Source organism: Hymenobacter sublimis (assembly GCF_023101345.1).
GTDB classification, from domain to species: Bacteria; Bacteroidota; Bacteroidia; order Cytophagales; family Hymenobacteraceae; genus Hymenobacter; species Hymenobacter sublimis.
On record NZ_CP095848.1, the window covers coordinates 175978 to 201787 of the forward strand.

Consider the following 25810-nt stretch of genomic DNA (forward strand, 5'->3'; position numbering starts at 1 on the left):
ACGTTTTGAGGACGGCATCATTTTGCCAACATAATATTTTTCACTCCCTAGTACACTTACCAGCGTGACTAAAGCAGAAGTAATCGCCGAAATTGCCGACAAAACTGGCATTGAAAAGGCAGACGTTTCGGCTACCGTAGAAGCCTTCTTCAAAGTTGTGAAGGACTCCATGGCCGACGGCAACAACATCTACGTGCGTGGCTTTGGCTCCTTCGTGAACAAAAAGCGCGCGAAGAAAGTCGCCCGTAACATCTCGAAAAACACGTCGATCATCATCGACGAGCATTTCATCCCGAGCTTCAAGCCGTCGAAAACTTTCATCGGCAAAATCAAAAACAGCAAGAAGATCAAGGAAACGGCCAACGCCTAACCCGCACTTGTTGTAATATTGCCGGCTGAGCCGCCGGGAATTCCAGTTTCGGAACTCCGGCGGCCGGCTTTTTTTCCTGCTAATGACTACCAATTCTTCCAAGCACCAACTCCTGATTCTGGCCCTGGCGGTTGCGCTGGTGGCCGGTTTGTTTTTGTTGCCGAAGGTAGTTGTCAAGCCCAAAGAAGGGCGAGGGGAACTGGCCCAAGATGCGGCGCAAACTGCCAACCGCGACGGCGGCGGACCTGCTACCAACGGTTCCAAAGCCATAGCTTCCTCCGGAGAGCAGCCCACAACGGTTGGGCCTGAGCAGCCGCACATGACGGTGCCTGCTGCTCAGCGCCAGGAAATCAATGGGTTGCTGGCGAAGTATGAGGCCTCGGGCGCCGACTTGACGGGCCGCCTGCGGTTGGCTCAGGAGCTGGCGGCCAAGTACAAGGCCGTCGAGAAGTTCGACAGCGCCGGGTATTACTTCGAGCAGGTTGCCATTGCTCGCCCCGGTGAGCAAGCCTGGCAGCGGGCCGCCGATGAGTACTTCGAAGCCTACAGCTTCGCGGCTACGGAGGAGCGGCAGAAACTGCTGGGGGCCAAGTGCCAGGAACTGTACGGGAAAGTCTTGAAAAACAATCCCGACAACCTTGACGCCAAAACCAACCTGGGTATGGCCTACATGGCCAGCGACAATCCGGTGCAGGGCATTACGTTGCTCCGAGAAGTTCTGGCCGCGGATCCTCGCAACGAAAAGGCGCTGTATAACCTTGGCTTACTGGCCATTCAAAGCAGCCAGTACGATAAGGCCGTGGAGCGTTTCCGGGAACTGGTGAACGTTAACACTGAAAACGTCAACGGACAGTTCTATCTTGGCGTCTCTTTAGCCCAGACCGGGGCCAAAGAAGAAGCCCGCAAAGCCTTCCAGAAGGCCAAAAGCCTCAGCACCGACCCCGCCCTGGCGGCTTCAGTGGATGAGCAATTGCAAAAGCTGAACTAAGTATTTTTTACAACCCTTAACCATCTCAACTCATGCCCTGCGGTAAAAAGAGAAAGCGTCATAAGATTGCCACTCACAAGCGGAAGAAGCGTCTGCGCAAGAACCGTCACAAGAAGAAGTAAGCCCTTCCGGGGTTTGCTGGCGCGGATTTCCTGTGGGAAACGTCCTCGTCTATCTCTCACTTAGTATCTCGGAGAGTGGCTAGCTATATGCTTTCCCCCTGGCTTGGAAGGGAAGCCGGTGCTGTTATGCACTGGCTTCCCTTTACGGGTTTCGGGGAGGTAGGGCAGTTGCTTTCGCCGGGTGCTACTCTAACCGCTTAATCCATTGAGTAACGAATTAATCATTAATTCTACTCAGGACGGAGAACGGATTGCCCTGCTACAGGACAAGCGGCTCATCGAATATCATTTCGACCGCAACGACACCGCCTACTCAGTCGGTGACATCTTCCTGGGCACGGTCAAGAAAGTTATGCCCGGTCTGAACGCCGCGTTCATTGACATTGGGTACCAAAAAGACGCCTTCCTGCACTACGGCGACCTGGGGGAGAATTTTCCTTCCCTGGTGAAGTGGGGCAAAGGCGTACAATCGCAGAAAATTACCGTTGGCCCCCTGAAAACCTTCCAGTTTGACGGGACGCTCGACAAAGTCGGCAAAATCGACAACACCCTCAAGAAGGGCCAGCAGCTACTGGTTCAGATTGTAAAGGAGCCAATTTCCACCAAGGGCCCGCGCCTGTCCACGGATATTTCCATGGCCGGCCGCTACCTGGTGCTGGTTCCGTTTTCGAATACCATCAGCGTATCCAAGAAGATTGTCAGCAAGACGGAGCGGGAGCGGCTCAAGCGGCTCATTGCCTCCATCAAGCCCGACAACTTTGGCGTGATTATCCGCACCGTGGCCGAGGGCCGCGAGGTGGCTGAGCTCGACAAGGACATGCAAAGCATGGTGAGCAAGTGGGAAACGCTCTTCCAGAACCTGCGCGCGGGCAAGCCCAACGACAAGGTACTGGGTGAGCTGGGCCGCACCAGCTCCATGCTGCGCGACATGCTCAACGAATCGTTCGATGCCATTACCGTGGACTCATCGACGATGTACGAGGAGATGCGCAGCTACCTGCAGCAGATTGCACCCGACAAGCTCGGGCTCCTGAAGCTGCACACCGGCAAGGTGAAAGTTTTCGAGCAGCACGGCATTGAGAAGCAGCTGAAAACGCTGTTTGGCAAAACCGTGACCGTGCCCGGCGGCGGTTACCTGGTCATCGAACACACGGAGGCTCTGCACGTCATCGACGTAAACTCCGGCAACAAGAGCAACCAGGAAGGCGACCAAGAGGCCACGGCCCTGCACGTGAACCTCGCGGCCGCCAAAGAGGTAGCCCGCCAGCTCCGGCTGCGCGACATGGGCGGCATTATCGTCGTCGATTTCATTGATATGAAGTCGGGCGAGAGCCGCAAGAAGGTGGAAGATGCGGTGCACCACATCATGAAGCAGGACAAGGCCCGCTACACCATCCTCCCCATTACCAAGTTTGGCCTGCTTCAGATTACCCGGCAGCGCGTGCGGCCGGCCGAAGCCATTGTCACCGGTGAGGTGTGCCCTACCTGCGGTGGCACGGGCAAGATTTCGGCTTCCATCCTCGTGACGGACGAAATCGACAACAGCATTGACGACCTGCTGGTAGCTCAAAACCAGTCGGGTATTACGCTTTCGGTGCATCCTTTCCTGCATGCTTACTACACCAAAGGCTTGGTAAGTCGGCAAATGAAATGGTACCTGAAGTATTACAAGTGGGTAAAGGTGATGAAAGACACAAGTCTGGGCCTCACTGAGTACCGCATCGAGGACGAGCACGGCGAGGAAATCGAGCTGCACTCGGCCGCGGCGGCCATGAGCCGGTTGCAGGACCGGGAATTGGAAATAACTGACTGACGGATTTTTTCTGCGAGAAAACTCCTCCTGATAGAAGAAAAGCCCGCGTTGCAAGGAAGCAACGCGGGTTTTTTGGTCTAAGCCGGTAGGTACGGGTAGTGCATTCGGGGTAGGCTAAGCTATTCGCTTGCCTGAACTCCCTATTGGCTGGGTAAAAAGAGCCATTCAGCCAGAGTTCAGGACCGTTGAGCAGGGTAGCTAGTACTTTCGGGGACGCCGTTTCTTCCGCTATGAATTCCACCTCCGCTACTGCCGCCGACTCGCCTTTGGATCTAGAACAGGCTCAACTGCGGATTCAGGCGCTGGAAGAAGCTTTGCGTGAGGCCTCCTCTGCCACCGTCGCCGCCGAACGCCGCCTGGATCAGTTGGTCAGCCATCTGCAGGAAGGGGTGTTGCTCACGGATGAAGCGGGCCAAATAGCGTTGATTAACGACCGGTTTTGTGCGCTCTGGGAGCTAGAGGAACCCGCTAGTTACTGGGTAGGCCGGCCCTGGCAAGAACTGACCACTATTCTGATGCCGCTTACCACGGACCCCGGGCGCTTTGCCCAAGCCGTGCATAGCAAACGGCAGCAAGGAGCGCCCGTATTTAACGACCCCGTGGAGCTGGCCGATGGCCGCGTGTTAGAGCGGGACTTTATGCCCATTCCCGCCGACACTGGCACGGGTAGCAACGTGCTGATCAGGCTGCGCGACGTTACGGAATATCGCCAAGCCACGGATCGGCTGCGGGCCGTAGCCAGCATTCCGGGGCAGAACCCTAATCCTATTTTCCGTTTGGATGGGACGGGGCAACTGCTCTACACCAACCAAGCGGCCAATTTCCTATTCAAATCCCTGAGCGAAGCCGACCAGACTCGGTTGCTGGCCAAGGCCCAGGGACTAGCGGCTACTGCCTTAGAGCATAGCCAGCCCTGGCAGGTGGATATTTCTGTAGGCGAAGGTTTCTATACGGTTTTTGTGGCCCCTTTCGGGGAGGAAGGGTACGCTAACTTGTATTTGGTCAATATTACAAAGCGCATTCTGGTAGAGCAGGAGTTGAACCGGGCTAAAGATGAGGCCGAGGCGGCCGTGCGGGCCCGGGAGAATTTTCTGGCCAACATGAGCCATGAAATCCGTACGCCCATGAACGGGGTGCTGGGCATGGCTGGGCAACTGGCCAAAACCCGCCTCGATGCCCGCCAGCAGGAGTTTGTGCGCATTATCCGCAGCTCGGGCCAGCACCTGCTTACCATCATCAACGACGTGCTGGACATGGCCAAAATCACGTCGGGGAAGCTGGAATTCGAGCAAACGGCCTTTAACCTCTGTGATTCCCTGGGCGAGTCGTTGCAACCGCTGGTGATGCAGGCCGTGGAAAAGGGGCTGACCGTAACGGCCATGCCCCTGCGCGACACCTGCCCCTTGCCCTGGGTTAGCGCCGACCCATACCGCATCAACCAGGTTATGATTAATCTGGTGGCCAACGCCATCAAGTTCACGGAGCCTGGCGGCCATATCACCGTTAGCAGCCGCCAGCTGGCCTCTACCCCCGATACGCTTACCGTGGAATTTGTGGTGGCCGACACCGGCATAGGCATTCCGCCGGAGCAGCAGACGCGCATTTTCGAAGGATTTACCCAGGCTTACGCCGATACTACCCGTCGTTTCGGAGGGACGGGGCTGGGACTGAGTATATCGCGCGCCATTGTGGAGCAGTTGGGAGGTACCTTACTGGTGGAAAGCGAACCGGGAAAGGGTAGTCGCTTCCGGTTTGTGCTGGATTTCCCCCGTACGCCCGCTGTAACCCAGGACGCCGTGCACTCAGCCTTCGATACCGGCGCCCTGCGCGGGCGGCGCGTGCTGCTAGTAGAAGACAACGAAATCAACCGCGACGTAGCCCGCATGCTGCTGGAGGAATGGGGAGTAGCGGTGGACGAGGCCGAAAATGGACAGGTCGGTGTAGAAATGCTTCAACACCGGGCCTATGATGCGGTATTGATGGACATTCAGATGCCCGGCATGAGCGGGTTGGAGGCCACAGCCATCATCCGCAAACTACCCGACCCGGCCCAAGCCAACATCCCCATTCTGGCCCTAACGGCCAACGCCTTCCGGGCTGATAATGCCCGCTACCTAGCCGCCGGCATGAATGCCTGCCTGACCAAGCCATTTGAAGAAGAGGACTTATACCGGCACTTGGAGGCCCTAATTCAACCCGCCACTCTTGCTTCTGGGGCTAGCTACGACCTGGCCAAATTGCAGACCATGGCCCGTGGCCGCGCTGCTTTCGTAGACAAAATCATTCAGTCGTTTCTGACCAACATGCCCGCCAGCTTGGTTGAGTTGGAAGCTGCTGCCGCCAGCCACAACTGGGCCCAGGTGGCCGCCCTGGTTCACCACATAAAGCCCAGTGTGGAGTCATTGGGTATTCAAGGGGTACTACCCGCCATGCAGCAACTGGAACAGGACATTCCGCCCATGGGGCAGCCTGCGGCGGCCAGCACAACAGCCACAGATCATATAGTAAGCCAAATTCGCCGGGCTCTTCAGGAGCTAGCCCAGGAGCTGCCAGCCGATGCCCGCACTCAGTAAGCTCCGGTTCCTGACCTGGAAACTGAGCCCCTCCAGCTAAAGGTGGTGGAATGATGACGCTTAGACCCAGCTCCTGAGCACATAAAAGGCCCGCGTACACTCTTGTACGCGGGCCTTTTATGTGCTCAGGAGCTGGGTTAAAACTTAATACCTAGGTCTAGAGCGAATTCAGAGTTCTTCAGCTCTACTTCCTTGAAGCCCCGGCTGTCCTCAAAGTAGTTATCAATGTTGAGCAGCCCGCGGTGGTAGCTTAGGCCTGCCAATACCTTTGTGTTCTTTCCTAACTGCCGCTCAACGCCCAGCCCGGCCCGTAATCCTGCGTCCGGAATGATAACGTGTTTAGAGGCCTTGCTCTTCTCGGTAGTAGCGGGGTCGGTGTAGTACTTCTCGCCTCCAATCCGGCCGGCAATAACGCCACCCAGGGTACCGCCAAGTTGGAAATACAGCTTGGTATCGGTGGCAATGTCGTTGGTGAACAGCTTCACCGTAACGGGTACCTGCAAGTACTGCAGGCCAATTTTCTGCTGCTGCCGCGCATTAAGCTGGAGGTCGAAGTAGCTAATAGTGCCCCCCTTGCCAGTTAGCTCCAGGCCAGTGCTAAAGGCGTAGTTTTCGCCGAAGAAATAATCAACAATAAGGCCGCCACCCAGGCTGAGTTTGGCCTTTTCGTTTTGCAGGCCATTCTCGAGCGAGTTAGCGCGGAGGTGCGTGATGGAAGGAGAAACTTTCAGGCCGATTTCAACCTGAGCGGAGGCCGCGCCGATGGTGGCACCGCTAATTAAGAGGGCGAGCAGGGCTTTTTTCATGGCAACTGCGGAATTACAGTGAGGGAAACACGAAGCCGCGGCGGTGAGCCGTTTCGTTTTGGCTAATTTCGCCTTAAAGATAGAAGCGTGATGCACATTCCTGCCCGTATGCGGACCTTGTTGGCACTCCTAATGGCCGCCGGATTGGGCCTAACTGCCTGTAGTAAAGGTCAAGAAAATTGTGAGCTGAACCCGGAGGTAGCAAAGGTTTCGGCCCCGGTGGCCCTGGAACGCCTGGAGAAGCCCTTTTTCCAGATCAAGAATCCGGCGGACGCCGAGCGTTTCATACAAGAGCACGGCTTGTTTGCCCGGCAGTTCTTGCAGAGCGGGCAGTACCCAACTAGTGTGCTCAGCACTACCCTGGCCCGCTTGGCTACCAATGCCGGTTTGCAAAAGTTAGGCACCCAGGCCGATACTACCTTCCGCGCAGAACAGTTGCAACAGCAGTTGCAGCCCATGTTTCAGCACATCCGCTATTACTTCCCTAGCTTCCGGGTGCCGCCCGTGAAAACCTTTGTGAGCGGCCTGAGCCAGGACTTGTTTGTCAACGACAGTCTGCTGGTGATTAGCACCGATTTCTTTGTGGGGCCAAAAGCTGCCTACCGCCCCAACGTGCCGGGCTACATTCAGCGGCGCTACACCCCGGAGCACGTGCTACCCACTGCGGCGCTGGCCATCAGCAGCAAGTACAACCAGAAGCAGCTCACCAACCAAACCATGCTGGCCGAGATGGTGCAGTTTGGCAAGTCCTTGTACTTCGCTGAAAAAGTGCTGCCCTGCACCCCCGACTCCCTGATTATGGGCTACACCGACAAGGAAATGGCCGGAGTGAGTTTCAACGAAGGAAAGATCTGGGCTCACTTCATCGACAAAAACCTGCTCTACAACACGGCGCCCTTCACCATTCAGAAGTACATCGGGGAGCGGCCCAATATTCCGGAAATTGACAAGACCTGTCCCGGCAGGGTAGGGGCCTGGATTGGCTGGCAGATTGTGCGCAAATACATGGCCGACCACCCCAACGTTACCCTGCAGCAGCTGATGGCCGAGAAAAACGCCCAGCGCATTCTGAACGAGTCGCGCTACCGCCCCAAGCAGAACCGGGGCCGGATCAGCTAGCCATGCACATTGCCGTCTTCAGCCAGTACCACACCAACCCCGACTGCCCAGCCACCAGCCGGCACTACTCGCTGCTGACTCAAATAGCCCAGCAGCACCGCGTAACGCTTATTACCACCCGTACCTGGGAGCCCCAGCGCCTGACGGAGCGTTTTCCGTGGCTACCGGAAGGAGTAGAAATGCGGGCCGCGGCGGTGCCTTACCAGAACAATATGGGCCCCGCCCGCCGCGTGCTTTCCTTTGGGCAGTACGCTGCCTACGCCCTGCGGGAAGGGTTGCGTATAAACAAGCCCGACGTTATTTGGGGTATTAGCACCCCGCTTACGGCGGCTTGGGCCGCTGCGCAAGTGGCCCGTTTGCGTCGGGTACCGTGGGTGTTTGAGGTGCAGGATTTGTGGCCTTCCTTTCCCATTGCCATGGGCGCGGTGCCCAGCGAGTTGGCCCGGCGGGAGCTGTACAAGCTAGAAGGCAGGCTCTACCAGCAAGCGCGGGCCATTATGACCCTCTCGCCCGACATGACAAGCTATGTGCAACAGGTTGGGACTGGCGCTACCTCTCGTTGGGCTTTCGACCCCAGCAAGGTGCACACGGTTCTGAATGGAACCGACCTAGACTTAGCAGCCACGGCCACCGATGCGGCAGTAGCGGCCTTGCGGCAGGAGCAGGGGCTGGAAGGACGGCAGGTAATTTTGTACGCTGGCACGTTCGGGCGCGCCAATGATATTCCTACGCTGGTTGCGGCCGCCGAACGTCTGGCGCTTGTGTGTCCGAATGTCGTCTGGTTATTCATGGGCCACGGCTACCATGAGCCTTTGCTACGAGCGGCGGCTGGCCGTTGCTCCGCCATTCGGCTGGTGCCGGCCCAGCCCCGTCACGCGGTATTTACCTGGTTTCGGCTGGCAGATGTATCGGTCGTTTCATTTCTCGGGCTGCCAGTGCTCGATGCTAATTCACCTGCCAAGTTCTACGACAGTCTAGCCGTTGGAACTCCAGTTATAGTCACGAATGAAGGGTGGACCAAGAGCTTAGTGGAGCAGCACAAATGCGGTTGGTTCACGCCCGCCGGCAACGCGGAAAAACTCACGGAGCGGCTGGCCGAAATACTGCGTAACCCCGCCCAGCTGCGGACTGCAGGGGCGGCAGGACAACAGGTTGCCGCTACTCATTTTGACCGCCAACGGATAGGCCAGACCATTCAGCGCATTCTTGAACAAGCCTGTTGATAAGACAGCTGCGTGCTTATGTGCTGCCTATAACTACTTATATACTATGTTGTACTAGTACCCGGTGAAGTTGGGGTTTTAGGGCCTTTTTGAGGCTTTTTTTGCAAGATGGGTTCCTGCTTTGACACAACCTCTGCGTAATACTTACACCAACTTCTCAAGGGGCAAATGCCGCACTTGGGCTGCCGCGCCACGCAAATGTAGCGGCCGTGCAGAATAAGCCAATGGTGGGCTTTATGCACAAAGTCTTCGGGGATGTAGCGCACTAACTCTTTTTCCACCGCTAGGGGCGTAGTAGCCGTGCGGGACACCAAGCCTAGCCGGTGAGATACCCGAAACACGTGCGTATCGACGGCCATAGCCGGCTGGTTATAGATAACCGAGACTACTACATTGGCCGTTTTGCGGCCCACGCCAGGCAGGCGCTGCAATTCTTCAATGGTGCTTGGCACTTCACCCCCAAACTCTTCTACAAGCAAGCGGCCGAGGCCCGCCAAGTGCTTGGCCTTGTTGTTGGGGTAGGAAACGCTACGAATGAAAGGGAAGATGTCCTCGGCAGAAGCGGCGCCTAGCTGCTCAGGAGTAGGAAACTGCTGGAGCAGGGCCGGCATAATCTGGTTTACTCGCTTGTCGGTGCACTGGGCGCTTAGTACCACAGCCACAATCAGCTCGTAGGGGTTCGAGTACACCAGCTCCGTTTTCGGCTCCGGAAAATTGGTGGTGAAATACTCTAAAAAAAGGCGGTACCGCTCAGGCTTACGCATGCTGCAACAAATGAATACCGCGCAAAATACACGCAAAAAAAGTCCTTACCCACCTATGTTTCTAGAAACATAGGCGGGTAAGGACAAGAATTTTCCCCTAAGAAGATGCTACCCGGCCTTCAAAAAAGTACGGGAGTATTGCAGAATAGAACTAGTAGTGCTCTGCTTAGGCGTACACCGGGCTCCGTCGAGGGCACGTTGGGCCAACAGTAGATCGGCGCAGGCAGCGGCCAGCTCGGGGTCGTGTACCAGAGCTTGTTCTACTTCCTGCTGTTCATTAGCCGGCAATTCGTTGTACACGTACCGGAGCAGCTTCTCGTGGGTAAACGTTTTGATCATAGAAAACGGGTTGTGCGGCCATTTTTTTCCGCAGGTTAATCAGCGCGTAACGCATACGCCCCAGCGCTGTGTTAATGCTGACCCCCGTTGCATCGGCAATTTCCTGAAAGCTCATGTCACCGTAGTGGCGCATGATCAGGACTTCTTTCTGCGCCGCGGGCAGCTCCTGAATCAGCTCCCGAAGCCGCGCGTGGGTTTCTTCCCGGGTAAGCGCAGCCTCAGCACCCTCTTCTGCCAACGACAACGAGTTGAACGCATGACTTGTTGTATCAAGGTTCAACAAAGGGCTGCGTTTTTCCCGACGGAAGCAGTCAATGGCCAAATTATGGGCAATGCGGCAAATCCAGGACGAGAATTTTCCTTCCTCATTATAGCGGCCACCCTTCATGGTGTGAATGGCCTTGATAAAGGTATCCTGCAGCAGATCTTCGGCAACGTCTTCGTCGCGCACGATCAGCATAATAGTAGTAAATACGCGGGCTTTGTGCCGCTCAAGCAATTGAGTGAAGGCTTCTTCCTGGCCGGCAATATAAAGCGAAATAAGAGCGGAGTCGCTCGGCTGCATGGTTTCCATAAAGACTACGAAAATTAGGGGACGTAGAGCTTTAGGCCATAGAGTGCAGTTGCCGGTGAAAAGGAGAAGAAGTGAGTAAAGAAAAACTCAGTGAATCCAAATGTAGAGAACCGCCGGCCCAAACACAATGCCTTGGCCCCGCAAAAGCCAAAATTTTTTTCGCAGCATCTGAAACCAAAATATTCAGTATATACAATTCTAGATTAAATAGTGTATTTAAATATATAACTTATTGACAATGAAATAAATAAACCGAAGCTTCTTGGGGTGTAGAAACTTCGGTTTACCCTTGTACAGCTAAAAGCAAAAACCGTGCACTACGGTTGAAGCTGCTGACTGAGCTGTTGAATCTGCTGCTCAGAAGCGGCCGTGGCTTTGGTGCCTGTTGCGGCGCCCGTAGCTCGCTCCGCCAGCAAATCAGTAAGCTGCCGAAGCTGCTCTAGGCGCTGGCCGGTGCGTTGCAACTCCGGGATTAGGGCCGTTACGTTGGCGGTAGCAGGAATTTCTACTACGGTAGGTTTCGAGCCGGTGGTCAGCTCATCGTGGCGCTCAATGGCCGCGGCCGTCATCATGTCGTCGCGGTAAAGCACCACGTCACCCTGCATGTTCACGGCTTTACCATCGGTTAGGCGGCGCCGGGAACCGTTTTTGCCGAGCAGGGTGCCATCGGGTTGCAGCGTTAGGCCATTACCAACGCGTAAGGGGCTAGTTAGAGGCGTGACTTTCCCCGCCTGCAGGCGGTACATCTTGCCATTCCGGGCAAAGGCCCCGTCTTTGAGTGTGGCCGCCGTAGCCGCCGATTTAGTAGTTTGAGCAACAGCAGAAAAAGCACTGCCCCCTGACAACAGGGCAGCCAGCACGAGAGAGCGAAGTAGCATAGCGGGAGTGAGCATATAAAGTCGGGAAAGAGCGAGAAATACGCTAGCATACGGGGTAGCCCCGACTTGCGGCTAACCCCAACGCTGCAGGCTAGGCGCTGTGTAGGTGCTGGCGGCTATGCAGCCAATGGAGAGCAGCCTCTTCCGTGGCAAAGAGCCGAACGTGGGCAAGGTCGCTGAGGACCATGGGCGAGCCAGTTTGCTGCTCCTCAGGGCTAAGCTGCGCGGCTGAAACAAGGAACGCCAAATAAATTCGGCCGCGCAAAGAGGTAGCTACGCGCGGAATAAACTGGGTTAATACCCAATGCGTGTCGTCCTCACTGGCCGGCCCTCGGCCCCGCGAGTCGGCCAGCCAATACCTAACCGCCGCCGGCCGTGCTACGGTCAGGGCCGCCTCGTAACTTTGCTGCAGCTCAGCGGCCGAAACCGGCCGCGTCCAGCGAATGATAAGCACTCCTAGCTCATCCGGGCGGCGAAACTCCACAAAATCGAGGGTGGTAGGGGGCTGGGATGGAGGCATACGGAGAACAGGTAGATGGAACAGCAGGCGGCGCGCGGCAACCACAAAATTGGTATTGGAGCCGCTTTGCCAGAAACCTATGGCGCCCGTAATGCAAGCCGGCGAAGGTTGTTTTATACGATAACGCAGGTAAAACGGCTTGCGTAAGGCAAGAGCTCGGCACGGGGGACCTGTAAAAGTACCGTGTTGCTCCTGCCCACACCGGCCAGGGGAGCTACCTTTGCTCACTCGCTGGTTTTCGCCTTTCCGTTCTATGTCCACTTCTGCTACCCCTCGCCATGATCCTTACGCCGCCCTGCGCATTCCTGATTTTCGGCGGCTGATTTCGGCCCGCGCGGCCATGGTAATGGCCACCCAGATTCAAGGGGTAGTGGTGAGCTGGCAGATGTTCAAGCTCACGAACGACCCGCTGGCTCTGGGCCTGATTGGGTTAGCCGAGGCCATTCCTAGCATTGTGGTGTCCTTGTACGCCGGCCATGTGGCCGATTCAGTACGCCGCAAAAACATTATCGTGTCAGCGGTGGCGGTATTGCTGCTCTGTTCGGTCTCGTTGTGGCTACTGTCGCGGCCAGCGGGGCTGACGTTGTTGCAGAAAGACGCTTTTTATACGCTACCCCTGTACGCGGTTATTTTCGTGAGCGGCATTGCCCGGGGCTTTTTGGGTCCGGCTTTGTTTTCATTTATGCCCCAGTTGCTCCCCGACCGGCAGGTGCTGTCCAACGCCATTACCTGGAACAGTACTACCTGGCAGGCGTCTTCCGTAATCGGACCGGCTATTGGGGGCCTAATTGTGGGCTTGGCCGGCCGGCACCAAACCGACGCTGGTATTTCTACGGCCTACGCCGTGGATGCCGTGCTAATGGCGGTGGCACTTAGTATTTTTATCAGCATTGCGGGCCGGCCCCTGCCGGCACGGGAGGGCGAGAAGCTCAGCCTGAAGGAAAGTCTACTGAGTGGGGTACAATTCATCTTTGGGAACCAGTTGGTGCTAGCCGCCTTGTCCTTGGATTTGTTTGCGGTGCTGTTTGGCGGAGCCGTGGCCCTGTTGCCCATCTTCGCCGATGATATTCTAAAAGTTGGGGCCGAAGGGCTGGGGTATCTGCGGGCTGCGCCGGCCGTTGGCTCGGTACTGATGGCCATGAGCCTTACGTACTTTCCCATTCGGAAGTGGGCCGGGCGCAAGCTGCTGTGGGCCGTGGCCGGCTTTGGCCTAGCCACCATCGGTTTTGCCCTATCCACCAACTTTTGGCTTTCCTTGGGGCTGCTGTTCCTAACCGGCGTCTTCGATTCCGTGTCAGTAATTGTGCGGTCTACGTTGCTGCACACCTTTACGCCGGAGCACATGAAAGGCCGCGTATCGGCCGTGAACAACATCTTTATTGGCTCGTCCAACGAAATTGGCTCGTTTGAGTCCGGGGCCGCGGCCAAACTACTGGGAGTGGTAAACTCCGTGGTATTTGGGGGCGCTATGACGTTGGTGGTTGTGGCAATTACGACCTTGAAAGCCAACAAACTGCGCAAGTTGGACCTGACGCCCCAGCCCCAGAAAGCATAGGCGCCAAAAAGTATGCCCACAAAAAGGCCCGCCTGAACTACGTTCGAGCGGGCCTTTTTGTGGGCATGAATAAGGTAGGTTACTTCTGGAAGGCCTGCTTCTGCTCTTGGGGGCAGATAGGATCCGGCTTCATTTCCAGGATTTTCTCTACTAACAAGGCCTCCTCAGCCCCCGATTGTGGGCCTTGTACTGTAGCCAGCACCCGCACGAAAACGGCTTGGCCGTCTTTTTTTCGGGTAGTGGTATAGCGGCGTTGCAGATCAGCGGTAAGCCCAGCTGGCGCTACTGTGTACCGCTTATCGGAACCGCATTCGATTAGGCTGGCAGCATCAGATTGGTAGGTAAACTTACCGGTGAACTCCCGGCGGGTGCCAGCGGCGCTCAGGTCGCTGTTAGCCGTACGGTTCAGGGTGTAGTCCTGGCCGGTTGCCTGCATGGGCTTACCCGTGGCATCCAGCAAGCGCAACGACTGGTCCGCTTCCACGGAGTAGCGGCGTACGGGGTCGTTGCCACTGGGCTCCAGGGTAACCACTTGCCCCCGGACCCGCCACGGGCCCCGGCGGTAATTAACCGGCGAGGTGCGCCCGAGGTAGGCTTCTTGCAACTCGTACAAGCTGTCGGGCCGGAGGGTAAGGCGAGTGGCGATGCCCTGGCAGTCGTTGCAAGGCATGGTATCAGCGTAGATGCCGGCCAGGGGGAGGGTAGCGGCACCGGCATCCTTGTCAGCGGCTGCGTTTTCAGAGCCAGTACCAAAAGGTTGCTCCCGGCCCTGGCAGGAAGCCAGCAGGCACAAGCCGCTGGCAGCAACTAAAAGTGAGTGCGAGAAAGTCATAAGCAGAACATGTAGGGAGAAAATTTCCTACGCAGCCTCGTTTCCAATAGATACCAAATAGCCGGTTTCGCTCTGATAATTCTGCAAATTGTGGATAAGTATGTGGATAACACAGGGTTTATGCACATGGTAAGCTATTTGCCTACGCCAGTACTAGGCCCGCATCGGAACCAACAGAAAGGTGCCTTGCAGGCAGCGCACAAAGCCGCGTCGCTGATTGTCGCGGTTCAGGTCCTGCCGATGATAAGCACTATTGAGTGAGGGTGCTCCTACTAACAGCATGGTATAGCCCCGGCGGCGCACCAAGTAGCGGCGCAGGCCGGCCCCAGGTGCAGGCGTAAACTGCTCCTGAAATTGCTCCGCCGTGGCCCAGGCCGCTACCAGCGGCTCAGGGTCAGTTCCAGCAGCTTGGGCTTCGCGGTAGAGAGCAGCTAAGCGCACATCGGTGGTGTAGTGGTCTTCGGGCCGGAGGCGCACTACTAGGTCATGAGCTTGCCAGAGGTGCTTCATGGCATCTTTCTTCGGCAGAATTTCCCCGCAGTGGCGGCAAACGTGCTCGTCGGCTCGGCATACCAGCTGATCCGGGGTGGGGTAGGGCGCGGCCGATGCGGCTCGTTGCTCGCGCAGCACCTGCATCAGCGCCGAAAACAACTCGCCCTCACTTACTCCGTGCTTGTGGCGCAGAATGTCAAGCGTGTGGCGGCTCAGCATGCCAAAGGTGAGGATGTCGTGTAAGTCGGTGCGCAGCGCTAGCATGGTTGACTATAAGTCCGAAACCAGGGCGGAGGTTCCGTGAATGGCAGGCAAAGAAAAAGCGCCGCAGCTCAGCTGCGGCGCTTTTTCTTTGCCTGAGCAGCTCGCTACGTTAGCGGCTGGCCTGGGCCGATTTCGGGGCGCGTTTAGTGGGTTTGGGGGTCGTAGCCGTTTTGGTGTCCGAGGTGGGTAGGGGCTGGGGCCGCTCCGTATTTTCGAATATCCATTCCCGAACCGTTGTCAGGGTTTTCGGCGAGAAGGTTGGTGCTTGCTCCCCGTTGACTAAGGGCCAGTCCTTCATTTCGGGCTGAAACCAGTGGTTGACACCCGCCAGCTTTGCCGATTTCACTTTAGCATTCTTCAGTCCTTGTTTTAGCGGGCCCATGTTTTGACTGGGGTCTACCTGCAAATCGTTGGAGCCGCCCAGCAGCAGTACCGGGCACTTCACCTCGGCTAAGCTGCGGGTCGGGTCAAAATCGAGGAAGTAGCGCGACCAGGGCGAGGTGAGCTGCACGGCGCGAGCCCGGGCCATGTGGGGGTCCATGTCGGTGTTGTTGAAGCGCAGGGTAGCGGCCACTTTGCCACGGGCCTGGTTATCGTTGGGCGTCTGTCGGATGATTTCTACCATCTCTTTGTGCAACTCCAGCGCGGCTTTCACCTGGGCCGGGTTTGAGCCGATCAAGCGCATAATCTCCACCTGTTGCCGCAATATCACGTCGCGGCCCGGAATCCCGTAGCCCGACAAGGCTACCACGAAGGCCGGGGTAGCGGGCTGCTGCTCCGCGGCAGCCAAAAGTGCCACGTTAGCTCCCTCTCCGTGACCAATCAGACCAATGTAGCGCTGGTCGATGAGGGGTTTGGCCCGCAAGTATACCATGGCGGCCTGGGCATCCGATACCAGATCCACGGTGGTGGTAGTGAAGTGGTTGCCCTGAGATTTGCCCACGCCCCGGTCGTCGAAGCGCAGCACGGCAATACCGCGGCGGGTGAGGTGGTCGGCCAGTGACCCGAACATGCGGTAATCTTGCTGCTCCACGTCGCGGTTCTGGGGGCCATTGTCGGAGAGCAGCACCACGGCCGGGAAAGGACCAGGACCGGCCGGAATAGTGAGGGTGCCAGCTAAGGCCAGGTCGGCTTTGGTATTCAGAAACTTAACGTCTTCCTCGCGGTAGGGCGGGGTTAGGCGGGGCTTGCTGGCGGCCACGGGCTGAGTTGCGGGCTTGAGGCGCGTAAGCGTGAGCGGAGCCGTGAGGCCGGGCTGGGACCAGGTGCCCTGGAATGTGGTGCCCCCGTCCTTCACTTTGCCCACAAACTTGCTACCAGCCTGCTCAATACTAACGGTAATGTCAGCGCCTTTCAGGGTTACCTCGGCGGGCATGCGGCTGATGCGCTGCTGAGGAGCATCCAGCGCCGCGTAGTAGGCACCATTAGACAACGGAACCAGGGTGATAATCAGCGTCAGCTGACCGCCCGGTACCTTCAACGGGCCCTTCCACTGGCCGTTCAGGGTAGGCGGGTCGCCGGCCGCTAACAAGGTCAGCGGTAGCCAATACAGGAGCCAAAGCAGGAAAAGTGCGGGTAGGGTTTTCTTCATAAAATGAAAGTCAACAGGGGTATTTTACCGCTAAGCGCGCATACTAGGTATGAAAATATCAAACTTGACGCATACATACCAGCCAGAGTTACGCCCGCAACCGCAGAACCCGATTAGAGGTAGTGAGAAGGGCTAAAATTTTTTAGCACCTCCCGTCTATTGTTCAGGTTGTGAACATCTGATGCCCTCTATATTGATTCCGGCCTGAACCTGCTAGTTCAGGAGCCAAAAAGTGGGTTGGTGCTACCCGGTCCGGGAGGTAGCGCAGTATTATTGCTATGGTGTGTGCTGCGCTTGCAGGCGCTTTACTGGTTCCGGGTTACCTTGCCCTACCTCATGTACTTCTTCATGCTGAGCTGATGCCTTACTTACTTATGCGCTGGGTGAGAGCCGGGGCGCTCCTACTGCTTTTCGCCGTTGCTGCCCACCATAGCCGGGCCCAGACTCCGGCCATCAACCCGGCTCAATGGGCCGCCGAGCTGCGCGCCTTCGCCCGCCAGGATAGTCTTGCGCCCCCGCCCAGGCGGCCTATTTTGTTTTACGGCAGCTCATCCATCCGGAAGTGGGAAACCTTGCGGCAAGACTTCCCAGGCCAGCCCGTGCTCAACCGTGGCTTTGGCGGCTCCCGCTTCCCCGATGCCCTGTACTTTTTCGACAAGCTGGTTGTCGCCTACCAGCCGCGGCAGGTTGTACTCTACGAGGGCGACAACGACATTGGGTCTGGGGCTACCGCGCAAGAAGTATTTCAGTCATTTTTAGCCTTTGAGAAGCTGATGCAGCAGAAGCTGCCCAAAGTGCCGCTGGTGTTTCTGGCCATTAAGCCCAGCCCCTCCCGTTGGGCGCTCTACCCGAAAGTGCAGGAAGCCAACCGCCTCATTCGGGAATACATTGCCGCCCACCCCAAACGCCTACGCTTCGTGGATGTGGCTACCCCCATGCTAGGGCCCAATGGCCGGCCCCGCCCGGAACTGTTCGTGGCGGACAGCCTGCACATGACGCCCGCAGGGTATGAGCTGTGGAAGGGGGTAGTAGGGAAAGGGTTGGGGAAGAGGTAGCAGGTAACCTTGTCGCTCTACTCAAGTGAGGGAAGCGTTTGGTTGATGATGCTTTTAATCCATTGGTATTCCGGCAACCGCTCTAGCTTCAAAAGCAATTCTGTTGGTATTCCCGCCAATCCAACCAAAGCTCCTGCGAGCTGACCTGCAATGGAGGCGTTCGTATCCGTGTCGCCGCCGGTAGCAATAAGTTGTTGCAACAAGCCAGCTAATCCAAGGTCGAGAATTTTGGTGGCACAAAAGATAGCAAAGGGCACCGAGTTTACGACGTAGCCATTGTTTCCTAAGTGGGCTACGTCGGCAATAGTAGCAGTGCGCGGATACTCATTTATTGTCAGAAGCCGGTCTTTCAGATTCGTGTCGGGCAGTTCGGGAAGAATGAGGCTGATGAGGTTGTTGCGACCATTCCAGGTACGCGCAGTAGCAGCTTTAATGGCTAAGTACACGGCTAACGAGCCCACATAAGCTTCCTCATTTTGGTGGGTGATGCGGCAGGCATCGTACAGGTGTTGCCGGGTAGTGGCGGAATAAAATGCAAAGGGTGCCACGCGCATGGCTGCCCCATTGCCGGCAGCATATTGCCCGCGCCGGCCGGTTTGGGTCCAGTGGATTCCTGCCTCCATCTCGCGCACAGCCTTTAGAGTGCTGGCTCCCAGACCAACCAATTTTGCTTGCCGATAATACACCCGAAACTGCTCTGCAAGTAATTCCGGATCAAAAGGACCATTAGCTAGTACTTCGCAAGTTGCCAGCGTGAGTTGCGTGTCATCGGTAATAGTCCAACGCCGGGATACCGCCGGCTTGCCGCCTAGGTAAAAGGTAGCAGCAGGTGGCGTCACCTCGTTTTCAAAGCTGCTGCCCCAGGCATCTCCAATAGCGCCACCCAAGATGCACGCGACGAAGCTATCGTGCAGGCTAGAATAAACATGAGTCATGGTTTAAAGGAGAAGTAGCTAAAAGGTAGTCAGATACTCGTAGCCAGAACAAAGTAATAAGGTGAGATTACAAAGAAACCTCCTACTACCAACCTAGGCCGCCCCCGCCGTACCTTCGCCTGCCCAAACTACCCCGGCCGGAAACCAAACCCTAGCCCCGGGCTGTTGAACGACCTATGGCCGACAATTCCGCTTTGCAAGTAGCCGCCCCCGCGGCCGACCCCATTGACCAGCTCGATCCGCGCGAGTTTATTCTGATAAAAAACGCCCGGGTTCATAACCTCAAAAACCTGAGCGTAGCACTGCCGCGCAATAAGTTTATCGTAGTTACGGGCTTGTCGGGCTCGGGCAAGTCGAGCTTGGCGTTTGATACGTTGTATGCCGAGGGGCAGCGTATGTACGTGGAAAGCCTCAGCTCCTACGCCCGGCAGTTTCTGGGCCGCATGGACAAGCCCGACGTGGACTACATCCGGGGCATTTCGCCGGCCATTGCCATTGAGCAGAAGGTCAGCATCAAGAACAACCGCTCCACCGTGGGCACCAGCACCGAAATTTACGATTACCTCAAGCTGCTGTTTGCGCGCGTGGGCCGCACTTACTCGCCCGTGAGTGGGGAGCAGGTGCGCAAGGACAACGTGGCCGACGTGGTGGACTACCTCTTCCGCCTGCCCGAAGGTACCCGCGTAATGCTGCTCTCGCCGTTGCTACCTAGTGAGGACGGCCGACCCATGAGCAAGGAGCTGGATTTGCTTTTGCAGAAAGGCTACAGCCGCGTGGTAGTGAATGGCGAAACGGCTTTCATTGAAGAATTGATTGCCGAAGGTCAGCCCGAAGTGCAGGGCGACGTGTACATCATGATTGACCGGGCCGTGATTCAGCCCGGCGACGAAGACCTGATGTTTCGCCTGTCGGACTCCGTGCAAACGGCTTTCTTCGAAGGGCATGGCACCTGCGTGGCCAAGCTCGACGAGGAAACCCGCACCTTCTCCGACCGGTTTGAGCTGGACGACCTGGTGTTCGAGGAGCCCAGCGTCAACTTCTTTTCCTTCAACAATCCCTACGGCGCCTGCCAGACCTGCGAGGGCTTCGGCTCGGTGCTGGGCATTGACGAGGACTTGGTCATCCCTGACAAGAGCATGACCGTGTACGAGGGCGCCATTGCTCCCTGGCGCACCGACAAACAAAGCGAGTGGCTGAAGCCCCTGCTGAAAAACGGTATCCGCTTCGACTTCCCCATTCACCGGCCCTACAACGAGCTGAGCGAGGCCGAACGCCAACTGCTCTGGAAGGGCAACAAGTACTTTGAGGGCCTTGACGCCTACTTTAAGTGGGTGGCTACCCAGACCCACAAGATTCAGTACCGCGTGCTGCAAAGCCGCTACCGGGGCCGCACCACTTGCCCCGACTGCCGCGGCACCCGCCTGCGCAAGGACGCCCAGTACGTCAAAATCCAGGACCAAAGCATTACCGATTTGGTGCTGCTACCCGTCAGCCGGGCCCTGGAGTTTTTTCAGAACCTCGACTTGCCGGAGCACGAAGCTAAAGTAGCCGAGCGCCTCGTGACGGAAGTCACCAACCGCCTGGAGTACCTGAACCGCGTAGGCCTGGGCTACCTCACCCTGAACCGCCTGAGCAGCACGCTTTCGGGCGGAGAAAGCCAGCGGATTTCTCTGGCTACGTCCTTGGGTTCAGCGCTAGTGGGTTCCATGTACATTCTGGATGAGCCTAGCATTGGCCTGCACCCCAAAGATGCCGAGCAGCTCATTGGCGTGTTGCGCTCCTTACAGCAGCTTGGCAACACCGTCATTGTGGTGGAGCACGAGGATAAGATGATGGAGCAGGCCGACCAGATCATCGACATCGGCCCCGAGGCGGGTAGCGGCGGCGGCATTCTCCAATTCCAGGGCACTTATGCCGAGGTGCTGGCTTCTGACACTTACACTGGCCAATACCTGAGCGGCCGCCTGGAGGTAGCGGTGCCGAAAGACCGTCGACCCTGGCGCAACGCCCTGGAGCTGACCGGCGCCCGCGAGAACAACCTTAAGAACGTATCGGTGAAGTTCCCATTGAACGTGATGACGGTGGTAACGGGCGTCTCGGGCTCGGGCAAGTCTACCTTGATTCGGCGGATTCTAGCGCCGGCCCTGCTCAAGCAGCTGGGGGGCGGTGCTGGCGAGGCAACCGGCAAATTTGACCGCCTCACGGGCGTAAACGGGCAGGTAACCCACGTGGAATTCGTGGACCAGAACCCCATCGGCAAGAGCAGCCGCTCCAACCCGGTAACTTACGTGAAGGCCTACGACGCCATCCGGAGCCTGTTTGCCGATCAGCAGCTAGCCAAAGCCCGCGGTTTTAAACCTTCGCACTTCTCCTTCAATATTGACGGGGGCCGGTGTGAGGTGTGCCAGGGCGAAGGCCAGGTGAAGATTGAAATGCAATTCATGGCCGATATCTATCTGACTTGCGAAGCCTGCGAGGGCCGCAAGTTCAAGCAGGATATTCTGGACGTGAAATTCCAGGACAAGAGCATCAACGAGGTGTTGGAAATGACCATTGAGGACAGCATCACGTTCTTCAAGGACCAGCCCAAAATAGTAGAGCGTCTCAAGCCCCTTGACGACGTAGGACTGGGCTACATCCGCCTGGGACAGTCGGCCAACACGCTTTCCGGCGGCGAGGCCCAGCGCGTGAAGCTGGCCTCCTTCCTGACCAAGGGCAACACCCTGCAGAACGACAAAATCCTGTTCATCTTCGACGAGCCCAGCACCGGCCTGCACTTCCACGACATCAACAAGCTGATGACGGCTCTGAATGCGCTGGTGGAGCAAGGCAATTCGGTACTTATCATCGAGCACAACATGGACATCATCAAGTGCGCTGATTGGGTGATTGACCTCGGCCCTGAGGGGGGCCTCAACGGTGGCCACCTGCTGTTCGAAGGCACACCCGAGGAAATGGTGAAGCTCAAGGACACCAACCACACGGCCCGCTTCCTAGCCGAAAAGCTGTAGGCGCTTGCCTCAGCTACTACCACCAAAAAAGCCCCGGTACCTGCAGGTACCGGGGCTTTTTTGGTGGTAGTAGCTGGAGCCTAGTAATCCTGGGCGGCGGCCGGCTTGCTGGGCTTTGCTGGCGTGCTGGCCTCGGCTTTAGGAGCGGCTTTCGGGCTAGCAGCAGCGGCGCCTTGCGTTGGGCGGGCGGCAGTAGTCTTTTTGGTGGTAGCGGTGGTAGTACGAGCAGCTTTTGCCGCCGGCGCGGTTTGGGCTATTGCTACCGAACCAGCGAGAAACGTGAGAGCCAAAGCAGAGAGAATGTGTTTACGCATACAAGAAAAATGAAGGTGAAATAGGATGATAACTCAACTGAACAGGCAGCCTGTGGTAGCAATGTTAGGGAATATTTGATGGCTACCAGCAAGCGAGGTCAACGAAGCGTAAAGGGGAAGCAACAGCACCTCAATTTCCCTGATTGCGTACGTACTTGCGGCTTATTCTCTCGCTGCCTTACTACTACCTATGCCGATTTCTACCACTTCCCAAGCCGCCTTCGATACTCTCATGGCTCCCACAGAAAGCCGCGCCTGGCGCTGGGCGGTAGCGGCGGCCATTGCGGGCAACCTGGGGATAAATTACGTTTCGCAACGCTACCCCTTCAATGGGCAAACCAACGCGCAGGTATCCTACAAATACCCCACGCTGCTCACGCCGGCCGGCTACGCGTTTAGCATCTGGGGCGCCATTTTTCTGGGCTTGGCCTGCTACGCCGGGTGGCAGCTGCTGCCTCGTCAGCGGCACAATCCCTTGCCCGACGCCGTGGCCCGCCCGCTGGTGCTGGCCAACGTACTTACAGCCACTTGGCTGGTGGTCTTTGCCTACGAGCTGTTGGTCCCAAGCGTGGTTGTGATGCTGGGCATTCTGGCCAGCTTGGCGGTAGTCTATGGGCGGGCCCGTCACTTTGTGCAGCGGGGAGAAGCACCCTGGTTCACCAGCGTCCCTTTTGGCCTGTATCTGGGTTGGATTTCGGTGGCGACGGTAGTAAACCTGACGCTGGTCCTGGGCACGCAATGGCGGCCGGGCGCGGAGCAAAGCATTGAACTAGCCATTGTAGTAGTCGGCATCACGGCCGGACTGGCCCTGAACGTGACCAAGCAGTTTCGGGAGCTGGCCTACCCGGCGGCAGTTGCCTGGGGCCTGCTGGGCATTTGGGCGGCCCGACGCGCCGAGGCCGATACGCTCGTGCTGGCCTGGATGGCGCTGGCCGCGGCGGGTTTGGTAGCGCTTGGTGGGCTTGGGCTGGCCTGGTGGGGTAGGCGCAAGGGATAGGGCAGGAAATGAGAAGAAGGAATAAAGAGTGAGGAATAGAGAGTCAAGTGTCCTCTTGCCTTGCGTCCTCATGCCTCGTTCTTCACTCCTAACTCTTCATTATCATAACTTGCAAGCCAACTCCTACCCTCAACCCTTTCCGCTATGCGTAAGAATATTGTGGCCGGCAACTGGAAAATGAACACCACCCTCCAGGATGGCCAGGCGCTAATTTCCGAAATCGTCAACATGGTGCAGGACGAAGTAACCGGCTCCCAGGTAGAGGTAGTCGTGTGCCCGCCCTTTCCGTTTCTGTCGGTTATTGGCAAGCAGCTACCCGCCGGCGGCCGCTTCCACCTCGGCGCCCAGAACTGCCACCAGAAAGAAAGCGGCGCCTTCACCGGCGAAGTATCGGCTCAGATGCTACAATCCGTGGGTGCCGAATACGTAATTCTGGGCCACTCGGAGCGGCGGCAGTACTTCCGCGAGGACGACGAGCTGCTGAGCCAAAAGCTGAAAGCTGCCCTGGCCGCCGGCCTGAAGCCTATTTTCTGCGTAGGCGAATCCTTGGAAACCCGCGAGGCCGACGAGACTTTTGACTACCTCCGCAAGCAGCTGCAGGACGGCCTATTTCACCTCTCCAATGAGGAGTTCGACCAGGTAGTGGTGGCCTACGAGCCCATCTGGGCCATTGGCACCGGCAAAACCGCTACCAGTGCCCAGGCTCAGGAAGTGCACGCCTTCATCCGGGAGCAAATTGCCCGCGCCTACGACGCTCAGGCAGCCGACAACACCACCATTCTGTACGGCGGCTCGGCCAACGCCCAGAACGCCCGCGAGCTGTTCAGCCAGCCCGACGTAGACGGCGGCCTTATTGGCGGCGCCTCCCTCAAGTCGCGCGACTTCACCGAGATTATCAAGTCGTTTTAAGGACTGTACCAATCCGTAGCCGCCAGGTATCTGTCATCCGGAGGCGGTAGTCGGAGAGCTTTGTCACGCTGGAACGAAAATTGACGTGCTGACGTGACAAGGTCCTCTGGCTACCGCTTCCGGATGACAAACGTTTTTTAGGCTGCTTCAGCTCTTTCATGCTTCCTACTTTTCTCCTTTCCGGCCTGCTGGCCCTGAACCCGTTCCGGCCCGCCCCAGCCGAGCTGCCTACCCCACTGGCGGCCGCGGTAGCTGCCTCCGTCGACCCGTGCCGCCTCTACGGCTCGGTGTACCTGGAAACGGACCCGCGCCGCCGAAGCCAGTGCTTCGGGGTGGTGTACCAGGAGCCGGAAGAGGCCTTTGCGGATGTGCTGGTATACCAGGAAACCAACAAACTCTTCGCCGACAAGGTGGGCTTATGGTACCTGACCGATTCGCGCGACTTCGCCGACTACGTGCTCTTCGTGACGGATAACCGCAACCTAGCCGACTTCTCGTTTCACTATACCAAAGCCCGGGCCTTTGCCGGCTGCCGGAAGCAGTAGGGCCGCCCGGTTTTTCCTGCGACCTTTGCCGTCCCGTGCCTTTGGTGCGCGGGACGGTTTTGTTTTGCTTGACTCCTGATAGTTGTTGAAGATGGATTACGTTGAAGTACGCGTACAAGCTCCGCGCGAGCTGTCGGATATTCTGGTGGCTGAATTGGCCGAGGTAGGTTACAGCACCTTCGAAGACAATGACGAAGGCTTTTGTGCCTACATCGACGAAGACCAGTTCTCGGCCGATGCCGTAGCCGAGGTAATGAGCCGGTACGAAGGCCTGGGCGAGCTGGAATTTTCGCACCGCATAATTACCCGCCAGAACTGGAATGCCGAGTGGGAAAAGAACTTTCAGCCCCTAGTCATTGCCGATAAAGTATCGGTGCGGGCACCCTTCCACGAGGCCCGGCCTGAGCTGGAGCACGAAATCGTGATTATGCCGCGCATGTCCTTTGGCACCGGCCACCACGATACCACGGCCCTTATGATTACCAATCAGCTTGGCATTGACCACCAGGGTAAGCGGGTGCTAGATATGGGCTGCGGTACCGGCATTCTGGCCGTAATGGCCGTGCAACTCGGGGCCCGCTACGTGCTGGCCGTAGATGTGGAGCCCTGGACCGCGGAAAACGCCGCCGACAACGCCGCCGAAAACAACGTGCAGGATAAGGTAGAAGCTCGCCTCGGCGACGTAACGGCCCTGGAAGGGGAGGAGCCCTTCGACATTATTCTGGCCAACATCAACCGCAATGTGCTGCTGGAAGACATGGGTGCCTACGCTCAGTACCTGAAACCTGGTGGCCCGATTCTGTTCTCCGGTTTCTACGAAGATGACCTACCCCTGATTCAGGCCGCTGCCGAAAAAGCTGGCTTCCAGTACGAAAACCACCGCACCCAAAATCACTGGGTTTCGGCCGTATTCCGGCAGCCGGCGTAGGTTTCATCTAGAACCCAACTGTACAGCCAATCCCTGTCATTCCGAGCGCCGCGAGAAATCTGGGGTTACCGTTCAACGGCTTAATCCGGATTACTCGCGGCGCTCGAATTGACGGGCTAACGGGTACCGGCAGCCGCCGTTAGGAGAAATTATACGACCAGGCCCAGGCAACAATTTTGTCTGGGCCTGGTCGTTTTTTTGCCTACCCCTTGACCCCAGGGCAAGCTCTGCCTGGTACGACAGGAACTAGGCTGATGATCAGAATGGTATAAAAAAAAGGTGCCCTATGATTG

General features: G+C 57.3%; 24 protein-coding genes. 13 read left to right on the forward strand and 11 right to left on the reverse strand.

Annotation, left to right across the window (positions count from 1 at the left end; genetic code table 11):
• The first annotated feature begins 64 nt into the window (after positions 1–64).
• From MWH26_RS00780 to MWH26_RS00795, 4 genes are all read left to right on the forward strand, one after another.
• Positions 65–370: an HU family DNA-binding protein gene (locus MWH26_RS00780; protein ID WP_045690055.1), complete on the forward strand. Its 306-nt coding sequence runs from the start codon at positions 65–67 to the stop codon at positions 368–370.
• Positions 371–452: 82 nt separating this feature from the next.
• Positions 453–1358, forward strand: a complete 906-nt coding sequence (locus MWH26_RS00785; RefSeq protein ID WP_244694655.1) for a tetratricopeptide repeat protein — start codon at positions 453–455, stop codon at positions 1356–1358.
• A 327-nt stretch (positions 1359–1685) separates the two neighbouring features.
• On the forward strand, positions 1686–3293 hold the full coding sequence (locus MWH26_RS00790) for an Rne/Rng family ribonuclease (RefSeq protein WP_247975653.1): 1608 nt from the start codon (positions 1686–1688) through the stop codon (positions 3291–3293).
• 230 nt (positions 3294–3523) lie between these two features.
• Entirely contained in the window at positions 3524–5866 is a 2343-nt protein-coding gene (locus tag MWH26_RS00795) for a hybrid sensor histidine kinase/response regulator (RefSeq protein WP_247975654.1), read from the forward strand.
• A 137-nt stretch (positions 5867–6003) separates the two neighbouring features.
• On the opposite strand, the gene MWH26_RS00800 is transcribed toward MWH26_RS00795, so the two are convergent.
• On the reverse strand, positions 6004–6672 hold the full coding sequence (locus MWH26_RS00800; protein WP_247975655.1) for a porin family protein: 669 nt from the start codon (positions 6670–6672) through the stop codon (positions 6004–6006).
• Between the two features lie 108 nt (positions 6673–6780).
• On the opposite strand from MWH26_RS00800, the gene gldB reads away from it, so the two are divergent.
• Entirely contained in the window at positions 6781–7791 is a 1011-nt protein-coding gene (gene gldB / locus MWH26_RS00805; RefSeq protein WP_247975656.1) for a gliding motility lipoprotein GldB, read from the forward strand.
• Positions 7792–7793: 2 nt separating this feature from the next.
• Positions 7794–9014, forward strand: a complete 1221-nt coding sequence (locus MWH26_RS00810) for a glycosyltransferase family 4 protein (RefSeq protein ID WP_247975657.1) — start codon at positions 7794–7796, stop codon at positions 9012–9014.
• Between the two features lie 44 nt (positions 9015–9058).
• On the opposite strand, the gene nth is transcribed toward MWH26_RS00810, so the two are convergent.
• From nth to MWH26_RS00835, 5 genes are all read right to left on the reverse strand, one after another.
• On the reverse strand, positions 9059–9778 hold the full coding sequence (gene nth, locus MWH26_RS00815) for an endonuclease III (RefSeq protein ID WP_247975658.1): 720 nt from the start codon (positions 9776–9778) through the stop codon (positions 9059–9061).
• Between the two features lie 108 nt (positions 9779–9886).
• Positions 9887–10117, reverse strand: a complete 231-nt coding sequence (locus MWH26_RS00820) for an anti-sigma factor (protein WP_247975659.1) — start codon at positions 10115–10117, stop codon at positions 9887–9889.
• On the reverse strand, positions 10056–10691 hold the full coding sequence (locus MWH26_RS00825; protein WP_247975660.1) for an RNA polymerase sigma factor: 636 nt from the start codon (positions 10689–10691) through the stop codon (positions 10056–10058). The genes MWH26_RS00820 and MWH26_RS00825 overlap by 62 nt, the downstream gene beginning before the upstream one ends.
• 317 nt (positions 10692–11008) lie before the next feature.
• Positions 11009–11569: a DUF6799 domain-containing protein gene (locus tag MWH26_RS00830; RefSeq protein ID WP_247975661.1), complete on the reverse strand. Its 561-nt coding sequence runs from the start codon at positions 11567–11569 to the stop codon at positions 11009–11011.
• Positions 11570–11660: 91 nt separating this feature from the next.
• Entirely contained in the window at positions 11661–12089 is a 429-nt protein-coding gene (locus MWH26_RS00835; RefSeq protein ID WP_247975662.1) for a hypothetical protein, read from the reverse strand.
• Positions 12090–12342: 253 nt separating this feature from the next.
• On the opposite strand from MWH26_RS00835, the gene MWH26_RS00840 reads away from it, so the two are divergent.
• Positions 12343–13644, forward strand: coding sequence for an MFS transporter (locus tag MWH26_RS00840; RefSeq protein WP_247975663.1), 1302 nt, complete (start codon positions 12343–12345; stop codon positions 13642–13644).
• Between the two features lie 79 nt (positions 13645–13723).
• Here the strand turns inward: MWH26_RS00840 and MWH26_RS00845 are convergent, their stop codons facing one another.
• From MWH26_RS00845 to MWH26_RS00855, 3 genes are all read right to left on the reverse strand, one after another.
• Entirely contained in the window at positions 13724–14476 is a 753-nt protein-coding gene (locus MWH26_RS00845) for a copper resistance protein NlpE (protein WP_247975664.1), read from the reverse strand.
• A gap of 153 nt (positions 14477–14629) precedes the next feature.
• Positions 14630–15232, reverse strand: coding sequence for a hypothetical protein (locus tag MWH26_RS00850; protein WP_247975665.1), 603 nt, complete (start codon positions 15230–15232; stop codon positions 14630–14632).
• Positions 15233–15341: 109 nt separating this feature from the next.
• Positions 15342–16823: an alpha/beta hydrolase family protein gene (locus tag MWH26_RS00855; protein WP_247975666.1), complete on the reverse strand. Its 1482-nt coding sequence runs from the start codon at positions 16821–16823 to the stop codon at positions 15342–15344.
• A 359-nt stretch (positions 16824–17182) separates the two neighbouring features.
• Between MWH26_RS00855 and MWH26_RS00860 the strand changes: the two genes are divergently transcribed.
• Positions 17183–17878 carry an SGNH/GDSL hydrolase family protein gene (locus tag MWH26_RS00860; RefSeq protein WP_247975667.1) on the forward strand — a complete coding sequence of 232 codons (696 nt, stop codon included), beginning with the start codon at positions 17183–17185 and terminating at the stop codon, positions 17876–17878.
• 17 nt (positions 17879–17895) lie between these two features.
• Here MWH26_RS00860 and MWH26_RS00865 read toward each other — a convergent pair whose 3' ends face one another.
• Positions 17896–18813 carry an ADP-ribosylglycohydrolase family protein gene (locus MWH26_RS00865; RefSeq protein ID WP_247975668.1) on the reverse strand — a complete coding sequence of 306 codons (918 nt, stop codon included), beginning with the start codon at positions 18811–18813 and terminating at the stop codon, positions 17896–17898.
• Positions 18814–18989: 176 nt separating this feature from the next.
• Between MWH26_RS00865 and uvrA the strand changes: the two genes are divergently transcribed.
• The gene (gene uvrA, locus MWH26_RS00870) at positions 18990–21824 is read left to right on the forward strand and encodes an excinuclease ABC subunit UvrA (RefSeq protein ID WP_247975669.1); all 2835 of its coding nucleotides are present in this window, start codon (positions 18990–18992) and stop codon (positions 21822–21824) included.
• 80 nt (positions 21825–21904) lie between these two features.
• On the opposite strand, the gene MWH26_RS00875 is transcribed toward uvrA, so the two are convergent.
• Positions 21905–22138 (reverse strand): hypothetical protein, encoded by a 234-nt coding sequence (locus MWH26_RS00875; protein WP_247975670.1) that lies wholly within the window; start codon positions 22136–22138, stop codon positions 21905–21907.
• A gap of 190 nt (positions 22139–22328) precedes the next feature.
• Between MWH26_RS00875 and MWH26_RS00880 the strand changes: the two genes are divergently transcribed.
• From MWH26_RS00880 to prmA, 4 genes are all read left to right on the forward strand, one after another.
• Positions 22329–23135 (forward strand): TspO-related membrane protein, encoded by an 807-nt coding sequence (locus tag MWH26_RS00880; protein WP_247975671.1) that lies wholly within the window; start codon positions 22329–22331, stop codon positions 23133–23135.
• Between the two features lie 144 nt (positions 23136–23279).
• A complete protein-coding gene (gene tpiA, locus MWH26_RS00885; RefSeq protein ID WP_247975672.1) occupies positions 23280–24044 on the forward strand; it encodes a triose-phosphate isomerase in 765 nt (254 codons plus the stop codon).
• 158 nt (positions 24045–24202) lie between these two features.
• Positions 24203–24589, forward strand: coding sequence for a 7(1) septoil knot domain-containing protein (locus MWH26_RS00890; protein WP_244694683.1), 387 nt, complete (start codon positions 24203–24205; stop codon positions 24587–24589).
• Between the two features lie 91 nt (positions 24590–24680).
• Positions 24681–25517, forward strand: coding sequence for a 50S ribosomal protein L11 methyltransferase (gene prmA / locus MWH26_RS00895; RefSeq protein ID WP_247975673.1), 837 nt, complete (start codon positions 24681–24683; stop codon positions 25515–25517).
• The last annotated feature ends 293 nt before the right edge of the window (positions 25518–25810 follow it).

Coding starts and splice junctions, on each gene's coding strand:
- MWH26_RS00800 (WP_247975655.1), bottom strand. CDS start 6,672: ATGAAAAAAGCCCTGCTCGCCCTCTTAATTAGCGGTGCCACCATCGGC.
- gldB (WP_247975656.1), top strand. CDS start 6,781: ATGCGGACCTTGTTGGCACTCCTAATGGCCGCCGGATTGGGCCTAACT.
- MWH26_RS00850 (WP_247975665.1), bottom strand. CDS start 15,232: ATGCTAGCGCTGCGCACCGACTTACACGACATCCTCACCTTTGGCATG.
- MWH26_RS00795 (WP_247975654.1), top strand. CDS start 3,524: ATGAATTCCACCTCCGCTACTGCCGCCGACTCGCCTTTGGATCTAGAA.
- MWH26_RS00825 (WP_247975660.1), bottom strand. CDS start 10,691: ATGGAAACCATGCAGCCGAGCGACTCCGCTCTTATTTCGCTTTATATT.
- uvrA (WP_247975669.1), top strand. CDS start 18,990: ATGGCCGACAATTCCGCTTTGCAAGTAGCCGCCCCCGCGGCCGACCCC.
- MWH26_RS00830 (WP_247975661.1), bottom strand. CDS start 11,569: ATGCTACTTCGCTCTCTCGTGCTGGCTGCCCTGTTGTCAGGGGGCAGT.
- nth (WP_247975658.1), bottom strand. CDS start 9,778: ATGCGTAAGCCTGAGCGGTACCGCCTTTTTTTAGAGTATTTCACCACC.
- MWH26_RS00855 (WP_247975666.1), bottom strand. CDS start 16,823: ATGAAGAAAACCCTACCCGCACTTTTCCTGCTTTGGCTCCTGTATTGG.
- MWH26_RS00845 (WP_247975664.1), bottom strand. CDS start 14,476: ATGACTTTCTCGCACTCACTTTTAGTTGCTGCCAGCGGCTTGTGCCTG.
- MWH26_RS00880 (WP_247975671.1), top strand. CDS start 22,329: ATGCCGATTTCTACCACTTCCCAAGCCGCCTTCGATACTCTCATGGCT.
- MWH26_RS00835 (WP_247975662.1), bottom strand. CDS start 12,089: ATGCCTCCATCCCAGCCCCCTACCACCCTCGATTTTGTGGAGTTTCGC.
- MWH26_RS00840 (WP_247975663.1), top strand. CDS start 12,343: ATGTCCACTTCTGCTACCCCTCGCCATGATCCTTACGCCGCCCTGCGC.
- MWH26_RS00860 (WP_247975667.1), top strand. CDS start 17,183: ATGCCTTACTTACTTATGCGCTGGGTGAGAGCCGGGGCGCTCCTACTG.
- MWH26_RS00890 (WP_244694683.1), top strand. CDS start 24,203: ATGCTTCCTACTTTTCTCCTTTCCGGCCTGCTGGCCCTGAACCCGTTC.
- MWH26_RS00875 (WP_247975670.1), bottom strand. CDS start 22,138: ATGCGTAAACACATTCTCTCTGCTTTGGCTCTCACGTTTCTCGCTGGT.
- prmA (WP_247975673.1), top strand. CDS start 24,681: ATGGATTACGTTGAAGTACGCGTACAAGCTCCGCGCGAGCTGTCGGAT.
- tpiA (WP_247975672.1), top strand. CDS start 23,280: ATGCGTAAGAATATTGTGGCCGGCAACTGGAAAATGAACACCACCCTC.
- MWH26_RS00820 (WP_247975659.1), bottom strand. CDS start 10,117: ATGATCAAAACGTTTACCCACGAGAAGCTGCTCCGGTACGTGTACAAC.
- MWH26_RS00865 (WP_247975668.1), bottom strand. CDS start 18,813: ATGACTCATGTTTATTCTAGCCTGCACGATAGCTTCGTCGCGTGCATC.
- MWH26_RS00785 (WP_244694655.1), top strand. CDS start 453: ATGACTACCAATTCTTCCAAGCACCAACTCCTGATTCTGGCCCTGGCG.
- MWH26_RS00810 (WP_247975657.1), top strand. CDS start 7,794: ATGCACATTGCCGTCTTCAGCCAGTACCACACCAACCCCGACTGCCCA.